We start from the raw sequence: 20025 nt of genomic DNA on the forward strand, positions 1-20025 counted from the left end.
GCTAAAGGTACTTAAATTATAAATAAATCACTAGCCAGTCCGTCTGCTAAAAACTTCCCTTTATTGGTGGTTTTTAATACTTTAATCCCTGTTTTTGAGGTAGTTATTTGTAATAACTCTTTGCTTATAAATTTTTGAGAATTAGTAAGTAATTTTTGGTAAAAAACGTCTCCAAAGTCTTGTTTTATTTTAACTAAAGACACTCCCCAAATAGTCCTAAGCCCCGTCATTAAATATTCATTGAATTGATCTTTTTTAGTTAGTATTTCAATTTCGTTAGGAAGGTTCCCAAGTTGTATGCTTTTAATGTAGTTCGTATTATTAGCTATATTCCAACTTCTATGCGTGTTGTTAAAAGAATGTGCTGATGGGCCAATACCTATATATTTTTTGCCTAACCAATAACTTGTATTATGCTTTGAAAAATAATCAGGTTTTCCAAAATTAGAAATTTCATAATGAATAAATCCGTTTTTTGCTGTTTCATTGACCAGAATATCAAAATGTTCTTTCGCTTCGGTTTCATCAGGTTCAGGATATTTCCCGTTTTTCACGAAACTATCTAATATTGTTTTAGGCTCGACGGTTAAGGCATATGACGAAATATGGTTAATTCCGAAATCAAAAGCAATCTGTAAACTCTCTTTCCAACGTTTATTACTCATATTTGGTACTCCGTAAATTAAATCGATGGTAATATTTTCAAAATGTCGAGTAGCTATCGACAAACATTCTTTTGCCTCTTTTGAGTTATGTGCACGATTCATACTTTTTAAATCTTCTTCAAAAAAAGATTGAACACCAATACTTAACCTGTTAATAGGAGACCTTGCTAATTCTTCTATTTTTTCTTTAGATAAATCATCAGGGTTTGCTTCTAATGTGATTTCAGGAGCTTTAACTACCTTGTAGTTTTTATATATAGTACTAAGGAGTTGACCAATTTCACTAACTGTTAATAGGCTAGGGGTTCCTCCGCCAAAATAGATGGTTTCTATTGTTTCATTTTGTAATTCGTTTTTTCTTAGTATTAGCTCTTTCATTAGACAACTAACCAAATCGTCTTTCTTTTTTAAAGAAGTTGAAAAATGAAAGTCGCAATAAAAACACGCTTGTTTGCAAAAAGGGATGTGTAAATAAATTCCTGCCAAATTATTTTTTACAGTTTTGTTTCTTTATCCAGTTTATTACTTCTGGATATAATTTTTCAAAAGATACATTAGGGTTATTCTTGTACCAGTTTAAGACGAATTGATTGAATTCTTTATATTTAATAAACCCTCTGTTTTTAGAGGTCATAAACTTCTCTATCTCTTTATTTCTTTTTTTAAAAATTTCCTTATCAAAGTTATCATATAAATACAATGTGAAAACTGACCATGTCATGTATTCATTAAATGTTTTATAACTTTTTTTATATCCCATAAAATCCCCAGAATACCAGCAGTTTATAGGTTTTAATAATAGTCTCAATTCTGGGAATCTTCCTGTGATAATATCTACATAATTATGATCTATTTCTGTAAATACTATTCTTGATAATATTGCCTCTTTCTCTTTTTCAGAATATTCTTCTGGTAAGGAAGGACCATTAAGAAACATTAACGTTTCTGAAAAACCATTATTTTCATATTTTTGAGTACTATGTGCACCTCCAACTAAGGATGAAAAATATATTTTATACGAATCATATTTTACAGGAAATTTGTTTTCTATCCATTTCCACATTTTATCAACTGGTACAAGCTTATAATAAGTGTCAATTAATGATTTATAATAATCTCTATTATCATTGTAAAATTCTGAAAACTTAGAATCTTTCGAAAAATCTTCTAATAAATGTATTATTTTTTTGAGCTCATCTTCTTCACCAAATCCCATTCTGTTGAAAGGAGTTTTATTTACTATTTTATTTCTTTCAAAAGAATACATATTTGCATTCATTTTAATATTATAATAATAATTATAGGTAGCATTATCATTAACAGCTATTAAATGATTGTTTAACGTATTTATTAAAGCATGATTTTTATACGGTTTAAAATATTCAATTACTCTCTTATAATAATCAGAATTTTTAGGAATTAAATTATCATCCTTTTCTCCTATTTTAGTTAATGCTATGGCTATATTAACTAATTCGTGAACTTTTGTAGAATACACTTTGTATTTTCCTCTGTTTTTTTGGATGTATTCTTCAGAGAAGTTTACTGCATTTGTTCTTCCTATTACCAAAACGGAGGTACTATCTTTTTCATTTAAAACAAAAGTTAAAGGGATACTATCATTAGGTTTCAGATTAAAAAAAACACTGTCTTTTGCTGATGCAAAACCTATTTTATTCGTTTTTCCGGTGTAAGGGAAATAAAGATCTTCTGTAACTATTTCAAACGGAAACTTTTGACCATTAAAGGATGCTTCTATCTTTTTTTTAGTTGTTTTAAGATAATATTTATTCTCTTTTTTTTCTTTTTTACACGACACAACAAATAATACCAATAAAAATAATAAGCTTTTTTTCATCACAATTATAAATTTTTAGTTTGTATATAAAGTTAGACTACCAAATATATAAAAGGGTTGTATTTAATCACGTAATTTTTTTGGATTTTGTTTTACAAATGCTGCCCATCCAGTATAATTTTTCCCTCCAATTTGTTTTCCAGAGTTATAATAATGGCAAACTGCAGCTGCTAAACCATCAGTTGCATCTAAGTTTTTAGGTAACTCTTTTAAATTAAGTAATGATTTAAGCATGGAAGCAACTTGTTCTTTACTAGAAGTTCCTTTACCAGTTATAGCCATTTTAATTTTTTTTGGTGCATACTCTGTAACTGGTATTTCTCTTGATAAACCTGCTGCCATAGCTACTCCTTGAGCACGACCTAGTTTTAACATCGATTGTACGTTTTTACCAAAAAAAGGAGCTTCTAGTGCAATTTCATCAGGCTTGTAGGTATCTATTAGCTCTATAGTACGTTCAAAAATGAGTTTTAACTTCAAATAGTGATCATCATATTTTTTTAAAAGTAATTCGTTCATCTGAACAAATTCCATTTTTTTTCCAATAATTTTAATAATTCCAAACCCCATAATTGAGGTCCCAGGATCAATACCTAATATGATTTTTTCTGTTTTCAAATTTCCTCGTACTTTGTACAAAGACAAAACTAATCAAAATATATCCTTTAATGAGTATTTGACACTAGAACTTAAAATCCTGTATTAACTTTCTTTTTTTGAAAGCTCTTCTAAGTTTTCATTAAGAAAAATGACATTAAAAGTGATGTAAGGTATAGTGTTTTCATTCAATTTTGCTGAGTTTCTTGTTAAATTTTAATCAAAACCATGGAGATTTTGATTGTATTCAAAATGAAAGAGTATAGCAGGTAACATGGAGGTTTAGAATTGTTTTAATTTGGATATATGTTAGTGAAGTGAAGTTTTTAAGGGAATTTTTTCGGTAATTACTTTTTCTATTCCGTTCTCGACTTGTTTTATACTTGATTTTTAATGCTTTGTAACCTTTTTTTATGGATTTGGTTAAAAATTCGGTCTTTTTGTGAAAGTAAATTTTATCTAAAACTAAGATACTCAATGAATAATGTTAATGTATTTATTATTGAGGATACCCCCGAAGAAAGCAATCGATTAGTAAAGTTTCTTGAAGCCAATAGTTATTCTATATCTGTTGTAGCTAGAAGCTTTAGAGAAGCTTTAATTCTATTTCATAAAGTTAAAGTAGATATTGTTATTATTGATGTTTTTTTGAATGGTAGTCCTGATGGAATTGCGTTTGCAGAAATGATCCAAGCCAATCCTGAAACAGCAAAACCTTTTGTGTTTTTAACAAACTTGTTAGACCGACAACTTTTTTTAAGAGCAAAATTAACAAGACCTTATAGTTATTTAATGAAGCCCTTTAACGAGTTAGAGGTTTTGTATGCTATTGAAATGGCTGTTTCAATGTTTTATACAGAAGACAATACTTTTTTGAATGAGAATGAAGAGGTTATTATAAATGAGTGTTGTCTTTTCTTAAAAAAAGGAAAGAGTTTAAAAAAAGTATATTTCATTGATGTTATTTTTATTGAAATTGAAGAGAAATGTTGTGCTATTATCACAGCAAAAGAAAAGTTTATCCTACCTATGTCATTGAAAAATATTTTAAAGCTTCTAAATAATTCATTATTTTGTAGAACCCATAGAAACTTTATCGTTAATATTGAAAAAATTGAAGAGATTATTCCTGTTGATAACCTTATTGTACTAGATAAAAATTATAAAGTACCTCTTAGTGAAAAGTATAGAGGAGTTATAAAAAAGTACGTACATTAAAATAACGATTAGTTATTATTATAACCTATCTATAGGTGCTTATTTTTAGTGTTTTATGAAAAATAATAGCGTCATTGCGAGGAGGTACGACGAAGCAATCTGCTATTCTATTAAGAAGATTACTTCCCTCCGCTAGGCTTCGTTCGTAATGACGATTATATATGCCATTGCGATGAGGTATAACAAAGCATCTGCTATTCTATTAGAGTATTATTTCATTTCGCCTAGCCCATGTTCTTAATGACAGTTATATACCTCATTGCGATGAGGTACGATGAAGCAATCTGCTATTCGATTAGTGAGATTACTTCCCTTCGCTAGGCTACGTCCGTAATGACAGTTATATACCTCATTTCGATGAGGTACGATAAAGCAATCTGCTATTCGATTAGTGAGATTACTTCCCTTCGCTAGGCTTCGTTCGTAATGACGATTATATATGCCATTGCGATGAGGTATAACAAAGCATCTGCTATTCGATTAGTGAGATTACTTCCCTTCGCTAGGCTACGTCCGTAATGACAGTTTTATATGTCATTGCGAGGAGGTACGACGAAGTAATCTGTAATTCTATTAGAAGATTACTTCCCTTCGCTAAGCTACGTTCGTAATGACGATTATACACGTCATTGCGATGAGGTACAATGAAGTAATCTGTCGATTTAAAAGCTATATTCTCACTTTTCCTTTTCTTATAACCGAAAACACCTGTTTTATGGGGTTTTAATTATTTTGTTTTGGTTTGTTTCCTAATTTTACTTCAAGAAACAAAATACTAGCTAGTTATTATTTCTATTGAAAATCAAACTTGTGGAGCAGTACCCACTATAAAAAACGAGGCGATATCCGAAAAGCCTTATGAGTAGGAATTTTAAAACTAATAACTATGTCTAATACAATCGATATTTTAACAGTAGTTGACGCAGTGTCTTTACAAGAAGCAGTAGCGTCAGGAAAATTAAAAAAAGGAACAAAAACAAATCCAACATCTCTAGGATCATATGGTACATCTGATGCTTATATTTATATGATAACCGCTAATGATTACGTAGTAAATGACCAAGCAAAATCAGAGTTAACAATAGCTGCTAATGTTGGAGATACTGTTCGTTGGATGATTACTTGTCCAGGGGGAGGAACAGGAAATAATGTTATTTTAATGGATTGGAACTCTAGTTCTGCTAGTGGTATTATAGATCCAATTTCTTTAGATATTGACATTGATTTATATGTAGGTAGTGCAAGTGTTGCTCCTAACCCAGTAGAATTTCAAAACTATTGTTTTGCAGGAATGTTAACTAAAAAAGGAAATGTACAATATTATATTACTTTTCAATTATTAGATGAGCATGGAGCAGATTTAGGATTTTACTTATGGGATCCATTTATCAATGTTGCTAACTAAGCAAACAAATTAATTTTATAGAACGTGAATAAAGTGTTTAAACATTTTATTCACGTTTTTGTTTAGCTTATGAGGTATCGTTTTAAAAAATATCATTGCGATGGTGAGAAAACGACTGAAGCAATCTACTTATTGAAAAGATATAATAGTATTATGAACCCGTTCCAATAATCTTTCATCTTATACCCAAAAAATAAGCTCTTACACTAATTCTTCTTTTTAGTTTGTTGTTTTATTGTTTCTTTAAACTAAGAAAACAAAATTAATTTAAAACTAATTATTATGTCAACATCTAACCTTTTTATACCAGGAACTGAATTCGGAATAGTTCCAGCTTTCAGTTCTGCTGGACAAAAAATAACATTGTCAATACTTTCTACTCGACCTTTAGCACCCTCAGTAAGCGTGAGTCCGTCATCATCAGGAGACTCAAGAGAGATTGTCCTTTCATGTATTGTTTTAATTTCTGAAAAAAATATGCCTAAAAATGGTAATGATATTGATTTTGGTACTCCTATTAATTTTCAAGTAAATGGGTTAGTGACAGATGTTAATAAGATATCTCTCTATATATCTAATGGAGGGTCTTTTATTCCTTCTAAAAACTTTTATCCTTTTGTAGTAAATATTCAGTTTAAACCATCACAGGTAAGTCATTTGAATAATAACTTCAATAGTATTAAAGTAATTAATTGGGATGCAGATCCGGAAGGGTCTAGGGGGACTGAGACTACAGTGAAAGATCCAATGGGAGGCTAATACTATTAACAAATAAAGGGAATTACTATTCTCTTTATTTGTTTTTAATTTTTACTAAATTGCTGAAAATTTAGTAAATGATTGTTAAATTTAGGCTTTTAATTTTTTTCGTTTTGTTTAGTCAATTATTAACTTCTCAAGATAATAAAAAACAAAATATTTTTTTTACTCAGATAAAAAATAAAACGGAAAAATTTAATAAAAATAAAATATTTAGTAAAGTTCAGACTTATTTCTTAGAAAGTAAGTTTGATTCAGTTCTAGTGTATTCTTCAAAATTATTGACTACTCAAAATGACTTCGAATTAAATGAATATTGCTACTTTTTAAGAGGGTATAGTTTTTATAAAAAAAGAATATTTAAAGAAGCTAGAAAAGAGTTTTTTAATATTTCTAAGAAATTTGAATTTTATCAAAATGCTCAAATACTTTTGGGTACTATTGCTCTAGAAAAAAAAGAGTTTAATAAGGCTATATTATATTTTAAGGAAGTAGAAAAAGATGGTTTTAATGAGCTTTTAGGTATTGTCAAGAGTAATGTATTGTATAATTTAAGTATCTGTTATTTACATCTTAAAGAATTTGATAAGGCTGAGTCGTATCTACTAGAAAAAACGATAATACTAGAAAAAGAAAGAGATACATTAGAGATAATAGGTTCTTATGGTGATCTTGCTACATTATATTATGAACAATATAAAGATAATTTGGCTATTACATATTTTGAGAAAGCGTATAGATTATCTAAAAAGATAAGAGTCTTTAAATCTAATATATCGGATTCAGAATTAAATGATTTACAACGTAAAGTGTTTAATAAAAAAAGAATTGCTGCTAAAAATATGTCCGTAGTTGAAGAAAATCGAAAAGATTTCGAAAAGGCCTTGAAATACAGAAAAGAAGCACAGCAATGGAAAGATTCTTTAAATAATCAAAGTAAAATTTACGCATTCGCTAAACTTGAAAAAGAAATTGCCGTTCAACAAAAACAAAAAGAAGTAGATCTTTTACAAGTGAAAAATGAACTACAAGAAACCCAAAGAAATATTTTTTTATTTTCAGCAGTTGGTTTATTAATTCTTTTTGGGGGAAGTCTTTATTTTTATCGTGAGAAGTTGAAAAACAATAGAATCATAACTCAGCAAAAAGAAGATTTAGATGCTTTAAATGCTACAAAAGACAAGTTGTTTTCAATCGTAAGTCACGATTTACGTTCTTCTGTACATGCTTTAAAGAGCAGTAATGTTGTTTTGTTAGATAATTTGGCTTCTAAAAATATTGATGCACTGGGTAATTTATTAAAAAAAAATAGTGCTATTGTTAATGGAGCGTATGGGTTGTTAGATAATCTATTGCATTGGGCGTTATCGCAAACGAAACAGGTTTATTTCGAAATAACATCTACTCGACTGTTTTTCATGGTTGAACAAATGGCGTATAATTACAAACCTTTAATGCTTGAAAAAAATATTCATTTTGAAAATAAGGTGTCTAAAAAAGATTTTGTTTTAGCTGATCAAGAATCATTAAAGTTAATCATTAGAAATTTGTTAGATAATGCTATAAAGTTTTCTAATAAAGATGGAGAGATTAAAGTATATTCAAGAAGTGTAGAAGAAGGTTTTTGCGATTTAATTATAGAAGATACGGGAATGGGAATGACAAATGAAACTCGTTTAAAGCTGTTAGAAGATACGTTACTACTATCTAAAAAAGAACATGAAGATGCTATAGGCACAGGATTAGGATTGCAATTATGTAAAACAATGATTAAAAAAAATAATGGAAAATTTTCTATAGAAAGTGAATTAGGTGTAGGTACAAAAATGATTGTATCTTTACCTAAAAAACAAGATAATGGATAATGTTAATGTATTTATTATAGAAGATACTCCAGCAGAAAGTGATCGTTTAATTAAAGTGCTAGAAGCTAATAATTATAAAGTTACTGGAGTTGCTAGAAACTTTAAAGAAGCATTAACTAAATTTTACCAGGTAAAAGTTGATATTGTTATCATAGATATTTTTTTAGATGGAGTAGCTGACGGCATTTCTTTTGCAGAAACCATTAGTATTGTTCCTGAAGCAACAAAGCCATTTGTTTTTTTAACTAGTTCTACCGATCGTCAAATTTTTGAACGAGCGAAATTAACCCAACCATTTAGTTATTTAATGAAACCTTTTAATGAGTTAGAGGTTTTATATGCGATTGAAATGGCAGTAGAAAAATTTTATGATCAAAATGATGTTTTTTTAGACGAAGAAGAAGATACTGTTATAAGTAGCGACTATTTATTTATTAAAAAAGGAAAGTCGTTAAAAAAGGTGTTGCTTTCTGATATTATTTATATTGAAGTTGAAGAGAAGTATTGTAATATCATTACTAAAAAAGAAAGGTTTGTCATTCTAATTTCATTAACTAAAATTTTAAAGTTATTAGATTCGTCTATTTTTTGCAGAACACATAGAAACTTCATTGTAAACATGGAGAAAATACTAGAAATTGTACCTTCTGATAACCTTATTTTATTAGAAGGCGATCACCATGTTACTTTAAGTGAGCGTTATAAAGATATTATAAAAAAAGTTCGTACGTTGAAATAGTGCCAGCTATAACCTTACTGTTGGTGTTAATTTGTTTTCTCTTAACATTTTAATTGTTTCTAACAATACATTTTAGTACTCAAAACTTTATGAAGTATAAATACCTCCTTGCGATTGAAGTATGAAATAAGAAATATATAATCTTGTTAATTAGTTATTTATAGGGGTTTGGTTGTGTTCATTTCAAACTATAAAGTGTAAAGCCTTATAACAATTAATACTCCGTTACATATTTTACTTCTTTTATGGAAAAGAATTCTTGCTTAGTTCCATTTTTTCCGTTTCTAAGAAACTTCTAAAGTAATTTTGAATAAGAGATTTTAGTTAGCTACAATTTTTCGAATTTAATTATTAACCTAAAAAATAGAAATTATGTCAACACAAGTAAACACAGCAATAGAAACAGTATACTTTAAAGGTACAATGGGCTTTGTTCCTAATCCTTTAGCAACAATCGTTAATTTTTCTTTATTAGTACATCCAGAAAATCATACAGTTAGTGGAACAGTTACAATTAATGTAGGAACTGATAAAAAAACATATACAGGAAAGGTAACTGGAACTGTTTATTCAACGGGGTATAATGATATTGTTCGCGTGTTAAGTTTAAACGGAAGTATTCCTTCTGATAATAAATTAACTCCACTTCAATTCCCTTTTGAAGCAAATATGGCACTAAAAGCTGATTGGAGTGGTATTGGAGGTTTCTCATTTCAAGGGCATCATGAAGAAAAAGTACCTGTAACAGCAGACACTTTTAATTTATAAACCTTAAACGAAAGTTAAGTTTGAATAAAAGCATTTAAATTATTAGATGTAAGTTATAATAACCTAGATATATTATAAACGAATATATTAATTGGTAAAAACTTAAGAGCATGTAATAGTTCATTATAAAAGGGGGGCTTTCTTTGGAAATAAAAATATTTAAAGACTAAGAAGGATATTACTATATTTTAGCATGTGATCAAGACGAATTAATGTATTTGTTTTTATAGGGAATAAGAAGATAATTGCTAACAGAATCAATTTATTGAGTTCTAAATACGATTGTAATTGGAGTGTGGAAGTAATATAATAAGAGATATTTTTTCTTATGCTATGGTACATTTTGTAATGAATTTTTTTAAGAGGATTCGATGAACTGGAAAAAAGTAAGTTAATACATATTATTTAAGTGAAAACCCTCAGATTTTAAAATTAAACTCTGAGGGTTTTTACGCTATTACTATACTAAAATATTATTTTTTGTATCCTAACATCTCATCAATAGTGTTTGCTGTTACAGAATGGTAGTTAGCACGAGATTTCTTATAAATAGCTAATGCCTCATCAACTTTATTACTATTTTTATAGGCTTTAAAAATAGTAGATACATACCAACGTCTACCAACATTAGTTAGGAAAGCTTCAATAGTAGCGTCTACATTATTACCTCTATAATTATGTGTTATGGCTTTTTCAAACCAAACCATAGCAATGTATGAGTTTGTTGAGTTTGTTAAATTAAAAATAGTATCAAGTATTGTTAATTGTTTTACAGTAATTTCTGAAGGAAAATTACGTATGAAGTGAACCCACTCTTGTGTTGTCCAATCTTTAGTAACAGTAGCCTCAATGCTATTTTTCTTAATAAACTCAGATAATACTTTTTCTACATTGCTAAACTTATCAGAAGTGATTATTGATTGGTTTTTTGGAACTCCAGGTTTATAAATCCATTCTTCAGTATTAAACTTAATTTTATTTTTTTCTAGAAGATTTGTATTCAAATAAGTAATGAACTTTTCAGTAGTCATAGTAGAGAAAGCATGAGTTTTAAAGTAATCCTTTAAGAAGACGTCAAACTTATCTCTACCAACAGTTTCTTCTAAAGTTCTTAAAAATAAATACCCTTTATCATAGGCTATACTGTTCATCCCGTCATCAGGATTACGACCTTTTAAGTTTAATTTTAATTTCGTGTCGTCAGGAGTCTCTTTAAAGCCTTCTATTTCCTCCTCTAAATCTTGTTTAGCTATAAGTGCTAGCATATTGGCTCTGTCTTTTCCATACAAAGCTTCCATGATACGAAGCTCAAAATAAACAGTAAAACCTTCATTTAACCAAAAATCATCCCAAGTAGCATTGGTAACTAAATTTCCTGACCATGAATGTGCTAATTCATGAGCTATTAACGAGGTTAAACTTTTATCTCCAGCAATAACAGTTGGAGTTGCAAATGTTAAACGAGGATTTTCCATTCCTCCAAAAGGAAAACTTGGAGGTAAAACAATAACATCAAATTGTTCCCAGTCATAATCACCATATAAATTTTCTGCAGCAGCAACCATTTTTTCCATGTCTGAAAATTCTTCATGGGCTTTATCTAATACTGATTTCTCAGCATAAATACCAGTTCTGTCACTAACTGCTTTATATGCTATATTACCAACAGAAAGTGCTATTAGGTATGGTGAAATAGCCTGTTTCATTTTAAATTTATAAATACCATCCTTATTTTTCATTTTAGGGTTCTCAGCACTCATTACAGCCATCAATGATGAAGGTACTTTTACAGTTGCGTTATAGGTAACTCTAATTTGTGGACTATCTTGTATTGGTATCCATGTTCGAGTTAAAATAGCTTGCCCTTGAGTAAATAAAAACGGATCTGTCTTGTCTGCTGTTTGTTGTGGGTTTAACCATTGTAGGGCTTCTGTCTTATTTGTAGTATTGTAGTTTACCGTTATTGTTTTGGTATTTGAAGTAATAGGAATTTTTAAAGCTTTCCCTAGTTGTTTATTAAAATTTCCAAAAGAAAAATTTACGTTTTTGTCATCAGCTAACACGCTTTTAATTTCTAAAAATTTAGTATCTAAAATAATTTCAGAAGCCCCATTATTAGTTATTTTATACATTGCAGTTCCTTCAATTTGTTTTGAATCGAAATTAACATTTATATCAAGGTTTAAATGTGTAATAACCGCTTGGTTAGGTTTTGAAAAAGAGTGCGGCTCTTCTGCATATTTTTTTACAGTTTTTTCTTCTTTTTTTAAGTCAGAACAGTTTGTTAAGCAAATTAAGATTAAAAAACTTAAAAGATTTATTTTTTTCATAATGTAGTTTTATGGCACTAAAGTATTATTATATTTTAAAGTATACAGTTTATTGTATTTATAATTTAATAAGGTAGTGTAGGTTGTTTTTATATAAGTATGGTTGGTAATTTAATAATATTAAAAACTTCATAAAATTAGTTCTATGTTTTTATTCCTCTTTTTCTAAAGTATTAAATAGCTAGGGTAATTTTAGAAATAAATTAAGTAATAAACATTTTTACAACTAATTATTATGTCAGAGCAAACTACAAATTATCCAGTAAATAAAGAACAATTATCAAGTTAACATGGTGGCTCAAGAGAATTTGGACCATTATTACTTACTTATAAGTTAGATTTAACCTATAAGTAAGTTACTACTAAATTTGCGGGAATTACAATTGGAGCTAAGGTTTTAGAGCTAATAAAATTCCATTCCTGTTGAAATTATTTGGGCTTTGGGAATATATAAGACACAGATAATTTTAAAAGTTGTTCCTATGAATAAAAATGTAAGATATGGTGTTGATATTGAGATGTTATGTGGTGAAATTTATGATGGAAAAGAAATTCTTCTAGATTGTTAAAAATAGAAAGCTTGTTTAACAAACAATTAAACAAGCTTTTATTTTGAGATGAATTTTATTATTTTTTATTTTACTTCAAGAGAAGTGAATTTAAATGAATTTCCATCAAATAATCCTTTATCAGATAACTTTAAAGAAGGAATGACTAACAAGGCCATAAATGATAAAGTCATATAAGGAGCACGAAGTTTACTGCCTAATTGCTTGGCTAAGGAATCTAATTCAGCATATGCTTTTCCAATTTCATTGGCAGGTTTGTCACTCATAATTCCAGCAACAGGTAAGGGTACTACCTTTTTAATAGTATTAGAAACTGCACAAATACCACCTTTGTTTTCAATTAAAAGATTTACAGCTTCACAAATGGCTTCATCTGAAACACCAACAGCTATAATGTTATGTGAATCATGGCCAACAGAACTTGCAATAGCACCTTCTTTTAAACCGAAATTTTTAATAAAAGCAATGGCTGGCTCTGAGTTTTGATAACGATTAACCACCGTCATTTTTAACACATCATTGCTTAAGTTAGAAATCAAATTTCCTTCTTTTATTAAGGAACTTACTTCAATTTCGTTGGTTATGAGCTCTCCGTCTAAGGCTTCAATAGCTTTTATTTTATCTGAAGAAGAATGAAACTCAAAATCAGATATGCTTTTTTTATCAGTATTAAAATTATTTAAAACTTCAAACTCTACAGATTTAATAAGAGCTTTTCCGTTTTCAGCAACTAACTCTCCATTAATATAATTTTGTAAAACATTAAATTCTTTTAAATTGTTAACAACTATAAAATCGGCATCATCTCCTTCTCTCAATAACCCCACATCTAAATTATAATGTTTTACAGGATTTACGCAAGCAACTTGTAGTACTTTAAAAACGTCAATACCTTGTTTAACAGCTCTTTCGCATAGTTGATTAATGTGACCAACCAATAAGTCATCAGGATGTTTGTCATCAGAACAAAACATCATATTCTCGTAATGTTTAGGCAGTAAATCAATTAAAGCATCAAAGTTTTTAGCAGCACTTCCTTCTCTAATAATAATTTTCATTCCTTTTTGAAGTTTCTCTAAAGCTTCTTCATAAGTAAAACATTCGTGGTCTGTGTAAATTCCTGCAGAGATATACTTAGTTAAATCGTCACCTCTTAAGCCTGGCGCATGACCGTCTACAGGTTTATCGTAGTGTTTAGCCCAAGCTATTTTTTTTAAAACTTCATCATCATTATATATAACTCCAGGATAGTTCATCATTTCAGCTAGATATTTGATGTCGGGATTTTCCATCATTTTTTTTATATCATCTGAATTAATAATTGCTCCAGCACTTTCAAAAGAAGTAGCAGGAACACAAGAAGGAGCACCGAAATTAAATTTTAAAGGAACTTTTTTCCCGTTTTCAATCATAAAATCCACTCCTTTAACCCCTAAAACATTAGCTATCTCATGTGGGTCAGATACTGTAGCAACAGTTCCATGAGTTACAGTTATTTTAGCAAACTCAGAAGGAACTAGCATAGAGCTTTCAATATGGATATGGGCGTCTACAAAACCTGGTATGATATAGTTTTCAATAGAATGATTTACCTCTCTTATAGTAATTATTTTTCCGTTTTTACATTCAACCTCACCTTTATAAATTCTTTTATTAATAATATCAACTATATTTCCTTGTACTTTCATTCTATGTTGTTTTACAAATGCTAAAATAAGTAGTATTTACACATAAAAAAAGCATCCTATGTAGGATGCTTTCTTAATTTTTGTATTTTTTAAACTAGGCTATTGGCCCACCTTTTATAATATCTTCACTTGCCATTTCTTCAAATTGAGCAAAATTCTTTCTAAACGATGAAGCTAATTCCATAGCTTTAGCATCATAAGCGTCTTTATCTGCCCATGTTTGTTTAGGATTTAAAACTTCATTAGGTACATTTTCACAAGTAGTTGGCATTGATAATCCGAAAATAGGGTGTTGAACAAATTCAACATTTTCTAAATTACCTTCTAAAGCTTCAGTAATCATAGCACGTGTGTGCTTTAATTTCATTCTATTTCCAGTACCATAAGAACCACCAGTCCATCCTGTATTAATTAACCAAACATTTACACCAGCTTCTTGCATTTTTTTGCTTAGCATTTCGGCATAACGTGTTGGGTGTAAAGGCATGAATGGAGCACCAAAACAAGCAGAAAAACTTGGTAAAGGTTCGTTAATACCAGCTTCAGTACCTGCTACTTTGGCTGTATAACCAGATATAAAATGGTAAGCAGCTTGACCAGGAGTTAATTTAGATATCGGAGGCAATACACCAAAAGCATCAGCCGTTAAAAAGAAAATATTTTTTGGGTTTTTACCTATTGATGGTTTTTGAATGTTTTCAATATGATAAATTGGGTAACTTACACGAGTATTTTGCGTAATTGATGTATTATGGAAATCAACATTTCCTTTTTGATCCATTACAATATTTTCTAGAATAGCACCACGTTTTATAGCTCCATAAATTTCAGGTTCTTTTTCTTGAGATAAGTCAATTACTTTAGCATAACAACCACCTTCAAAATTAAATACAGTGTTCTCAGATGTCCAACCATGTTCATCATCACCAATTAAACTTCGGTTTGGGTCGGTAGATAAAGTAGTTTTACCAGTACCAGACAAACCAAAAAAGATTGCAGTATCACCATCTTTTCCAATGTTTGCAGAACAGTGCATTGGTAATGTGTTTTTATCAACAGGTAAAATGAAATTTAAAGCAGAAAAAATACCTTTCTTTATTTCACCAGTATATCCAGTACCACCAATTAAAGCTATCTTTTTACTAAAATTTAAAATAGCAAAATTATGCTGACGTGTACCATCTACTTCAGGATTAGCCATAAAACCAGGAGCATTAACTACTGTCCATTCAGGAGAAAATGTTTTTAACTCTTCTTCTGTTGGACGCAAAAACATGTTGTAAGCAAACATGTTACTCCAAGGATATTCATTTACTACTCTAATGTTTAATTTATAGTCTTCATCAGCACAAGCATAACTATCTCTAACAAAAACCTCTTTATTTGAAAGATAAGAAGTAACCTTATCATATAATTTATCAAACTTTTCGGAATCAAAAGGGATGTTTATATCTCCCCACCAAATTTCATCTTTGGTGATATCGTCTTTAACGATAAATCGATCCATAGGAGAACGTCCTGTAAATTCACCTGTTTTAACTGCTAATGCACCAAAACTAGTGTTTTCTCCTTGTTCTTTTTCGATAGTAATATCATGCAACTCGTCTGAAGTCAATTGATAACGCACCGTAGCATCTTTTATACCTAGGTTGTCTATCGAAATCGTTTTCGCATCAAGATTTGTCATCTTAAAATATTTTAGTTGTGTTTTATATCTGACAAAAATAGTTCTTTTTGTTAAAAGACTAGATACATCAGCAAATTTTATTAACTATTCACTCTTAATAACTTTCTTTAAAAAGTAAAAAGAGGTTAAAAACCACCCCAAAATTAATAGTAAACCACCTAATGGTGTTATAAACCAAATGTATTTGGCAGGAACATTTAATAGCTGTATGCTATATATAGAACCTGAAAATAAAATTATCCCTGTAATAACTAATAGGCTTATTTTACTTTTATAGGAGGTTGTTATTTGTGTACTTGTGTTTATGAATAATAAAAAAAGTGCATGAAACATTTGATATTTTACAGCGGTTTCAAAACTATCTAAAGCTTCTGGGCTTAATTTATTTTTTAATGCGTGCGCACCGAATGCCCCTAGAACCACAGCTAATGCTCCCAAAACGGAAGTTATTGTTAAATTTTTATACATTTTCAAAGTTTTTGTTTAAAATTAAACTTTTTTAACGATATTGCTACCTTAAATTAATAAGAACAAAAGTACATTATATAGATGAAAAATATATTGATTATTGGTGCTGGAAGATCTAGTTCTTCGCTTATAAAATATTTGTTAGATAAATCTTCAAAAGAGAATTTACACATAACTATTGGAGATGTATCAGAAGAAAATGCATTGTCTAAAATTAATGGACATAAAAATGCATCAGCAATTGAGTTAGATGTATTTAAAGATGACGAAAGGGTAGGAGCCATAAAGAAAGCAGATATTGTAATATCAATGTTACCTGCACGTTTTCATGTAGAAGTAGCTAAAGATTGTGTTACTTATGGTAAGCATATGGTTACGGCATCTTATATTTCTGAAGAAATGAAAGCCTTAGATGCTGAGGTAAAATCTAAAGGCTTAGTTTTTATGAATGAAATAGGTTTAGATCCAGGTATTGATCACATGAGTGCTATGCAGGTGATAGATAGAATTAAAGAGGATACTGGTAAAATGCTGCTATTTGAATCGTTTTGTGGTGGTTTGGTTGCACCCGAAAGTGATACTAATCTCTGGAATTATAAGTTTACTTGGAATCCAAGAAATGTTGTTTTAGCTGGTCAAGGAGGAGCATCTATGTTTATTCAAGAAGGAACATATAAATATATACCTTATCATAAATTGTTTAGAAGAACTGAGTTTTTAACAATTAACGGTAGTGGAAAGTTTGAAGCTTATGCTAACAGAGATTCTTTAAAGTATAGAGGTATTTATGGATTAGAGGATATAAAAACCATGTATAGAGGAACTGTACGTAAAGTAGGTTTTTCTAGAGCTTGGAATGTGTTTGTTCAATTAGGTATGACAGATGATTCTTACACTATTGAGGATTCTGAAAATATGAGTTATCGTGATTTTACAAACTTATTTTTGGGGTATTCTCCTTCTGACTCGGTTGAGTTAAAGTTTCGATCTTATTTAAAAATTGATCAAGATGATATTATGTGGGATAAGTTCTTGGAGTTAGATATTTTTAATCCTGAGAAGAAAGTAAACTTAAAAAATGCTACACCTGCACAAATTCTACAAAAAATATTAATGGATTCTTGGACTTTAGAAAAAGAAGATAAAGATATGATTGTGATGCATCATATTTTTGGATATGAAAAAGATGGAGATAAGCACCAAATTGAAAGTAGTATGATTATAAAAGGTGATGATCAAACTTATACTGCTATGGCTAAAACTGTAGGATTACCTGTTGCTATGGCTGCTTTGCGAATTTTAAATGGAGATATCACTACTCCTGGAGTTCAATTGCCAATAAATAAAGAGGTATATGAACCTATTTTGAAAGAGTTAGAAGAATATGGAATTATTTTTAAAGAGAAGAATGTGCCGTATTTAGGGTATAATCCTGAGAGTGTTAAGGGGTAGTCTTTATTGAAAAATTTTTAACTTAGAAAAGGTTATCAAAAGTTAAAGAGATACTAATTCTTTCAATACAGTATTTAAACATGTAAAAAAACAGTACAATGTAATAAAGGGGGCAACAATACTTGTCCCCTTTATGACTTTTAAAATGTAACTTTTTTTGATGAAAATTTGTGGTAAGAGATAATTGTTTTTTTTCTAAAATATAAAATTCTATTTTAGTAGAAAGATAAAAATCAGGATAGTAAAGTTAATTTAACCTAAATGAATTAGGGAGTTAACTATTTTCCTACTAGTTTTGCAGGTTATTAATATAATCGATTAAAAACAATACCATAAACAAATAACAAAAGTCAATAATGAAAAAAACAACCTTTCATAAAATTATTTTTTCTTTTTTAATTTTTCAGTTTAGTATTATAAATGCGCAAGATAAATTTAAAACTCCTTACGGAAATAATTCTGCAGTCGGTGAATATGTAAAAATAAATGGTGCCAATATCTATTATGAAGAATATGGTAAAGGTGAACCTCTATTAATAATACACGGATGTGGTGCGGATATAAAAGCAATGGAGTATCAAATTGATTTTTTTAAAGATAAATATAGGGTAATTGTTGCAGATAGTAGAGGTCAAGGAAAGTCTGAGTTAAAAACAGACTCTTTAACCTATACACAAATGACAAAAGATTTTATAAAACTTATAAAACATTTGAAATTAGATAGTCTAAATATTCTTGGTTGGAGTGATGGTGGAATATTAGCCTTAAAAATAGGAATTACAAATGAGGTGAAGGTTAATAAAATAGTAACTATGGGGGCTAATCTACGACCAGATAGTACAGCTGTTAATACTTGGGCGTTAGAGCAGGTTAGAGAGATGCATGCGGAAACATTAACAATGATTATGAATGGTGATACTTCTAAAGATTGGAAAACAGAATTACAATTAGATAGAATGTTGCTAACACAACCAAATATTAGTCATTTGGAGTTAAAAAAAATTAAAGCCTCTGTTTTAATTGTGAATGGAGATAGAGATATTATTAAAAATAAACATGCTGTAGAGATATTTAGTAACATACCTAAATCACAATTATGTATAATGCCAGGCACTAATCATGGAGCTCCACGTAATAAGTCAAAAATGTTTAATAAAATAGTAAATGATTTTTTAAGTCAAGAGTTTAATTATTCAAATAAAACAAATTAAGGTATTTAGTTACATCTTTAAATAAAAATCTTTGGTAAGATTAATATAGGCATCAGTATAATGGTGCCTTTCTTTTTCAATAACCAATTCTTCTTGTATAATGTCGGATTCTATAAAGGAAAACTCTAATAAACTTCTTTTAAACTGAGAGTTTTCATTTCCTTTAACATGACATATTTTATTAGGGAAAAGGTTATTCAATTTTGCTATTTGGATAAACTCTTCTTCTTCTTTAAAAGGAATTATTACCGAAAATAAACCCTCCTTTGAAAGTAAATCACGAACGCCTTCAATTAATTCTTTAAATGAAAGTGATGTTGTAAAACGTGCTTTGTTTCTTGCTAAGTCTTCTGTTTCGAATTCATCATTATAAAAAGGAGGATTAGAAACAATAAGATTATATTCTTCTTCAGCCATTTCATTAGCAAATTCAGTAAAAGAAGTATTATAGCAAAATAAACGATTCTCCCCAATCTGATTGTTCAAAGTTTTCTACTGTTTGCTCATACGCATTTGGTTCTATTTCAACAGCGTCTATAGTAGAAGCATTACTTCTTTGTGCTAACATTAAAGCAATAATACCAGTTCCTGAACCGATATCTAAAATAGTATCAGGGTAGTTTTTTAGAGTACACCAAGCTCCTAATAAAACAGCATCAGTGCCAATTTTCATAGCTGTTTTGTCTTGATGTATTTCGAATTCTTTAAATTTAAATGGTTTCATTTATAAAATTCTTTCTAAAAGT

The 20025-nt window shown here is 29.3% G+C and carries 16 protein-coding genes and 1 pseudogene; 9 read left to right on the forward strand and 8 right to left on the reverse strand.

Going from position 1 to position 20025, the window contains the following annotated elements:
* Positions 1 to 11: 11 nt before the first annotated feature.
* From hemW to ruvC, 3 genes are all read right to left on the reverse strand, one after another.
* The gene (gene hemW, locus ACMFBB_RS15925; protein WP_435261727.1) at positions 12 to 1151 is read right to left on the reverse strand and encodes a radical SAM family heme chaperone HemW; all 1140 of its coding nucleotides are present in this window, start codon (positions 1149 to 1151) and stop codon (positions 12 to 14) included.
* Position 1152: 1 nt separating this feature from the next.
* Positions 1153 to 2523 carry a DUF4932 domain-containing protein gene (locus ACMFBB_RS15930; RefSeq protein ID WP_435261728.1) on the reverse strand — a complete coding sequence of 457 codons (1371 nt, stop codon included), beginning with the start codon at positions 2521 to 2523 and terminating at the stop codon, positions 1153 to 1155.
* 63 nt (positions 2524 to 2586) lie between these two features.
* Positions 2587 to 3141 carry a crossover junction endodeoxyribonuclease RuvC gene (ruvC, locus tag ACMFBB_RS15935; RefSeq protein ID WP_435261729.1) on the reverse strand — a complete coding sequence of 185 codons (555 nt, stop codon included), beginning with the start codon at positions 3139 to 3141 and terminating at the stop codon, positions 2587 to 2589.
* A gap of 456 nt (positions 3142 to 3597) precedes the next feature.
* Here ruvC and ACMFBB_RS15940 point away from each other — a divergent pair, with 456 nt between their 5' ends.
* From ACMFBB_RS15940 to ACMFBB_RS15965, 6 genes are all read left to right on the forward strand, one after another.
* Complete coding sequence (locus tag ACMFBB_RS15940; RefSeq protein WP_435261730.1) at positions 3598 to 4338, forward strand: LytR/AlgR family response regulator transcription factor; 741 nt, start codon at positions 3598 to 3600, stop codon at positions 4336 to 4338.
* Positions 4339 to 5224: 886 nt separating this feature from the next.
* Positions 5225 to 5743, forward strand: a complete 519-nt coding sequence (locus tag ACMFBB_RS15945; protein WP_435261731.1) for an AidA/PixA family protein — start codon at positions 5225 to 5227, stop codon at positions 5741 to 5743.
* A 282-nt stretch (positions 5744 to 6025) separates the two neighbouring features.
* A complete protein-coding gene (locus ACMFBB_RS15950; protein WP_435261732.1) occupies positions 6026 to 6502 on the forward strand; it encodes a hypothetical protein in 477 nt (158 codons plus the stop codon).
* Positions 6503 to 6579: 77 nt separating this feature from the next.
* Positions 6580 to 8367 (forward strand): ATP-binding protein, encoded by a 1788-nt coding sequence (locus tag ACMFBB_RS15955; RefSeq protein ID WP_435261733.1) that lies wholly within the window; start codon positions 6580 to 6582, stop codon positions 8365 to 8367.
* The gene (locus ACMFBB_RS15960) at positions 8360 to 9106 is read left to right on the forward strand and encodes a LytR/AlgR family response regulator transcription factor (RefSeq protein WP_435261734.1); all 747 of its coding nucleotides are present in this window, start codon (positions 8360 to 8362) and stop codon (positions 9104 to 9106) included. The genes ACMFBB_RS15955 and ACMFBB_RS15960 overlap by 8 nt, the downstream gene beginning before the upstream one ends.
* A 372-nt stretch (positions 9107 to 9478) precedes the next feature.
* The gene (locus tag ACMFBB_RS15965; RefSeq protein WP_435261735.1) at positions 9479 to 9874 is read left to right on the forward strand and encodes a DUF1842 domain-containing protein; all 396 of its coding nucleotides are present in this window, start codon (positions 9479 to 9481) and stop codon (positions 9872 to 9874) included.
* A gap of 473 nt (positions 9875 to 10347) precedes the next feature.
* On the opposite strand, the gene ACMFBB_RS15970 is transcribed toward ACMFBB_RS15965, so the two are convergent.
* Positions 10348 to 12204, reverse strand: coding sequence for a M1 family metallopeptidase (locus tag ACMFBB_RS15970; protein WP_435261736.1), 1857 nt, complete (start codon positions 12202 to 12204; stop codon positions 10348 to 10350).
* 440 nt (positions 12205 to 12644) lie between these two features.
* On the opposite strand from ACMFBB_RS15970, the gene ACMFBB_RS15975 reads away from it, so the two are divergent.
* The gene (locus ACMFBB_RS15975; protein WP_435261737.1) at positions 12645 to 12773 is read left to right on the forward strand and encodes a hypothetical protein; all 129 of its coding nucleotides are present in this window, start codon (positions 12645 to 12647) and stop codon (positions 12771 to 12773) included.
* A gap of 65 nt (positions 12774 to 12838) precedes the next feature.
* Here ACMFBB_RS15975 and ade read toward each other — a convergent pair whose 3' ends face one another.
* The 3 genes from ade to ACMFBB_RS15990 all read right to left on the reverse strand — a co-directional run bounded on the left by ade (position 12839) and on the right by ACMFBB_RS15990 (position 16616).
* Positions 12839 to 14461, reverse strand: coding sequence for an adenine deaminase (gene ade / locus ACMFBB_RS15980; RefSeq protein ID WP_435261738.1), 1623 nt, complete (start codon positions 14459 to 14461; stop codon positions 12839 to 12841).
* 94 nt (positions 14462 to 14555) lie between these two features.
* Complete coding sequence (gene pckA, locus ACMFBB_RS15985; RefSeq protein WP_435261739.1) at positions 14556 to 16148, reverse strand: phosphoenolpyruvate carboxykinase (ATP); 1593 nt, start codon at positions 16146 to 16148, stop codon at positions 14556 to 14558.
* An 84-nt stretch (positions 16149 to 16232) separates the two neighbouring features.
* Positions 16233 to 16616 (reverse strand): DUF423 domain-containing protein, encoded by a 384-nt coding sequence (locus ACMFBB_RS15990; protein WP_435261740.1) that lies wholly within the window; start codon positions 16614 to 16616, stop codon positions 16233 to 16235.
* Between the two features lie 81 nt (positions 16617 to 16697).
* Here ACMFBB_RS15990 and ACMFBB_RS15995 point away from each other — a divergent pair, with 81 nt between their 5' ends.
* Positions 16698 to 18068 (forward strand): saccharopine dehydrogenase family protein, encoded by a 1371-nt coding sequence (locus ACMFBB_RS15995; protein ID WP_435261741.1) that lies wholly within the window; start codon positions 16698 to 16700, stop codon positions 18066 to 18068.
* A 356-nt stretch (positions 18069 to 18424) separates the two neighbouring features.
* On the forward strand, positions 18425 to 19279 hold the full coding sequence (locus tag ACMFBB_RS16000) for an alpha/beta fold hydrolase (protein WP_435261742.1): 855 nt from the start codon (positions 18425 to 18427) through the stop codon (positions 19277 to 19279).
* Positions 19280 to 19288: 9 nt separating this feature from the next.
* Here the strand turns inward: ACMFBB_RS16000 and ACMFBB_RS16005 are convergent.
* Positions 19289 to 20003, reverse strand: a pseudogene (locus tag ACMFBB_RS16005) (tRNA1(Val) (adenine(37)-N6)-methyltransferase).
* Positions 20004 to 20025: the final 22 nt, after the last annotated feature.

The sequence above is a fragment of the Tenacibaculum sp. nBUS_03 genome, assembly GCF_051201695.1.
Classification (GTDB): Bacteria; Bacteroidota; Bacteroidia; order Flavobacteriales; family Flavobacteriaceae; genus Polaribacter.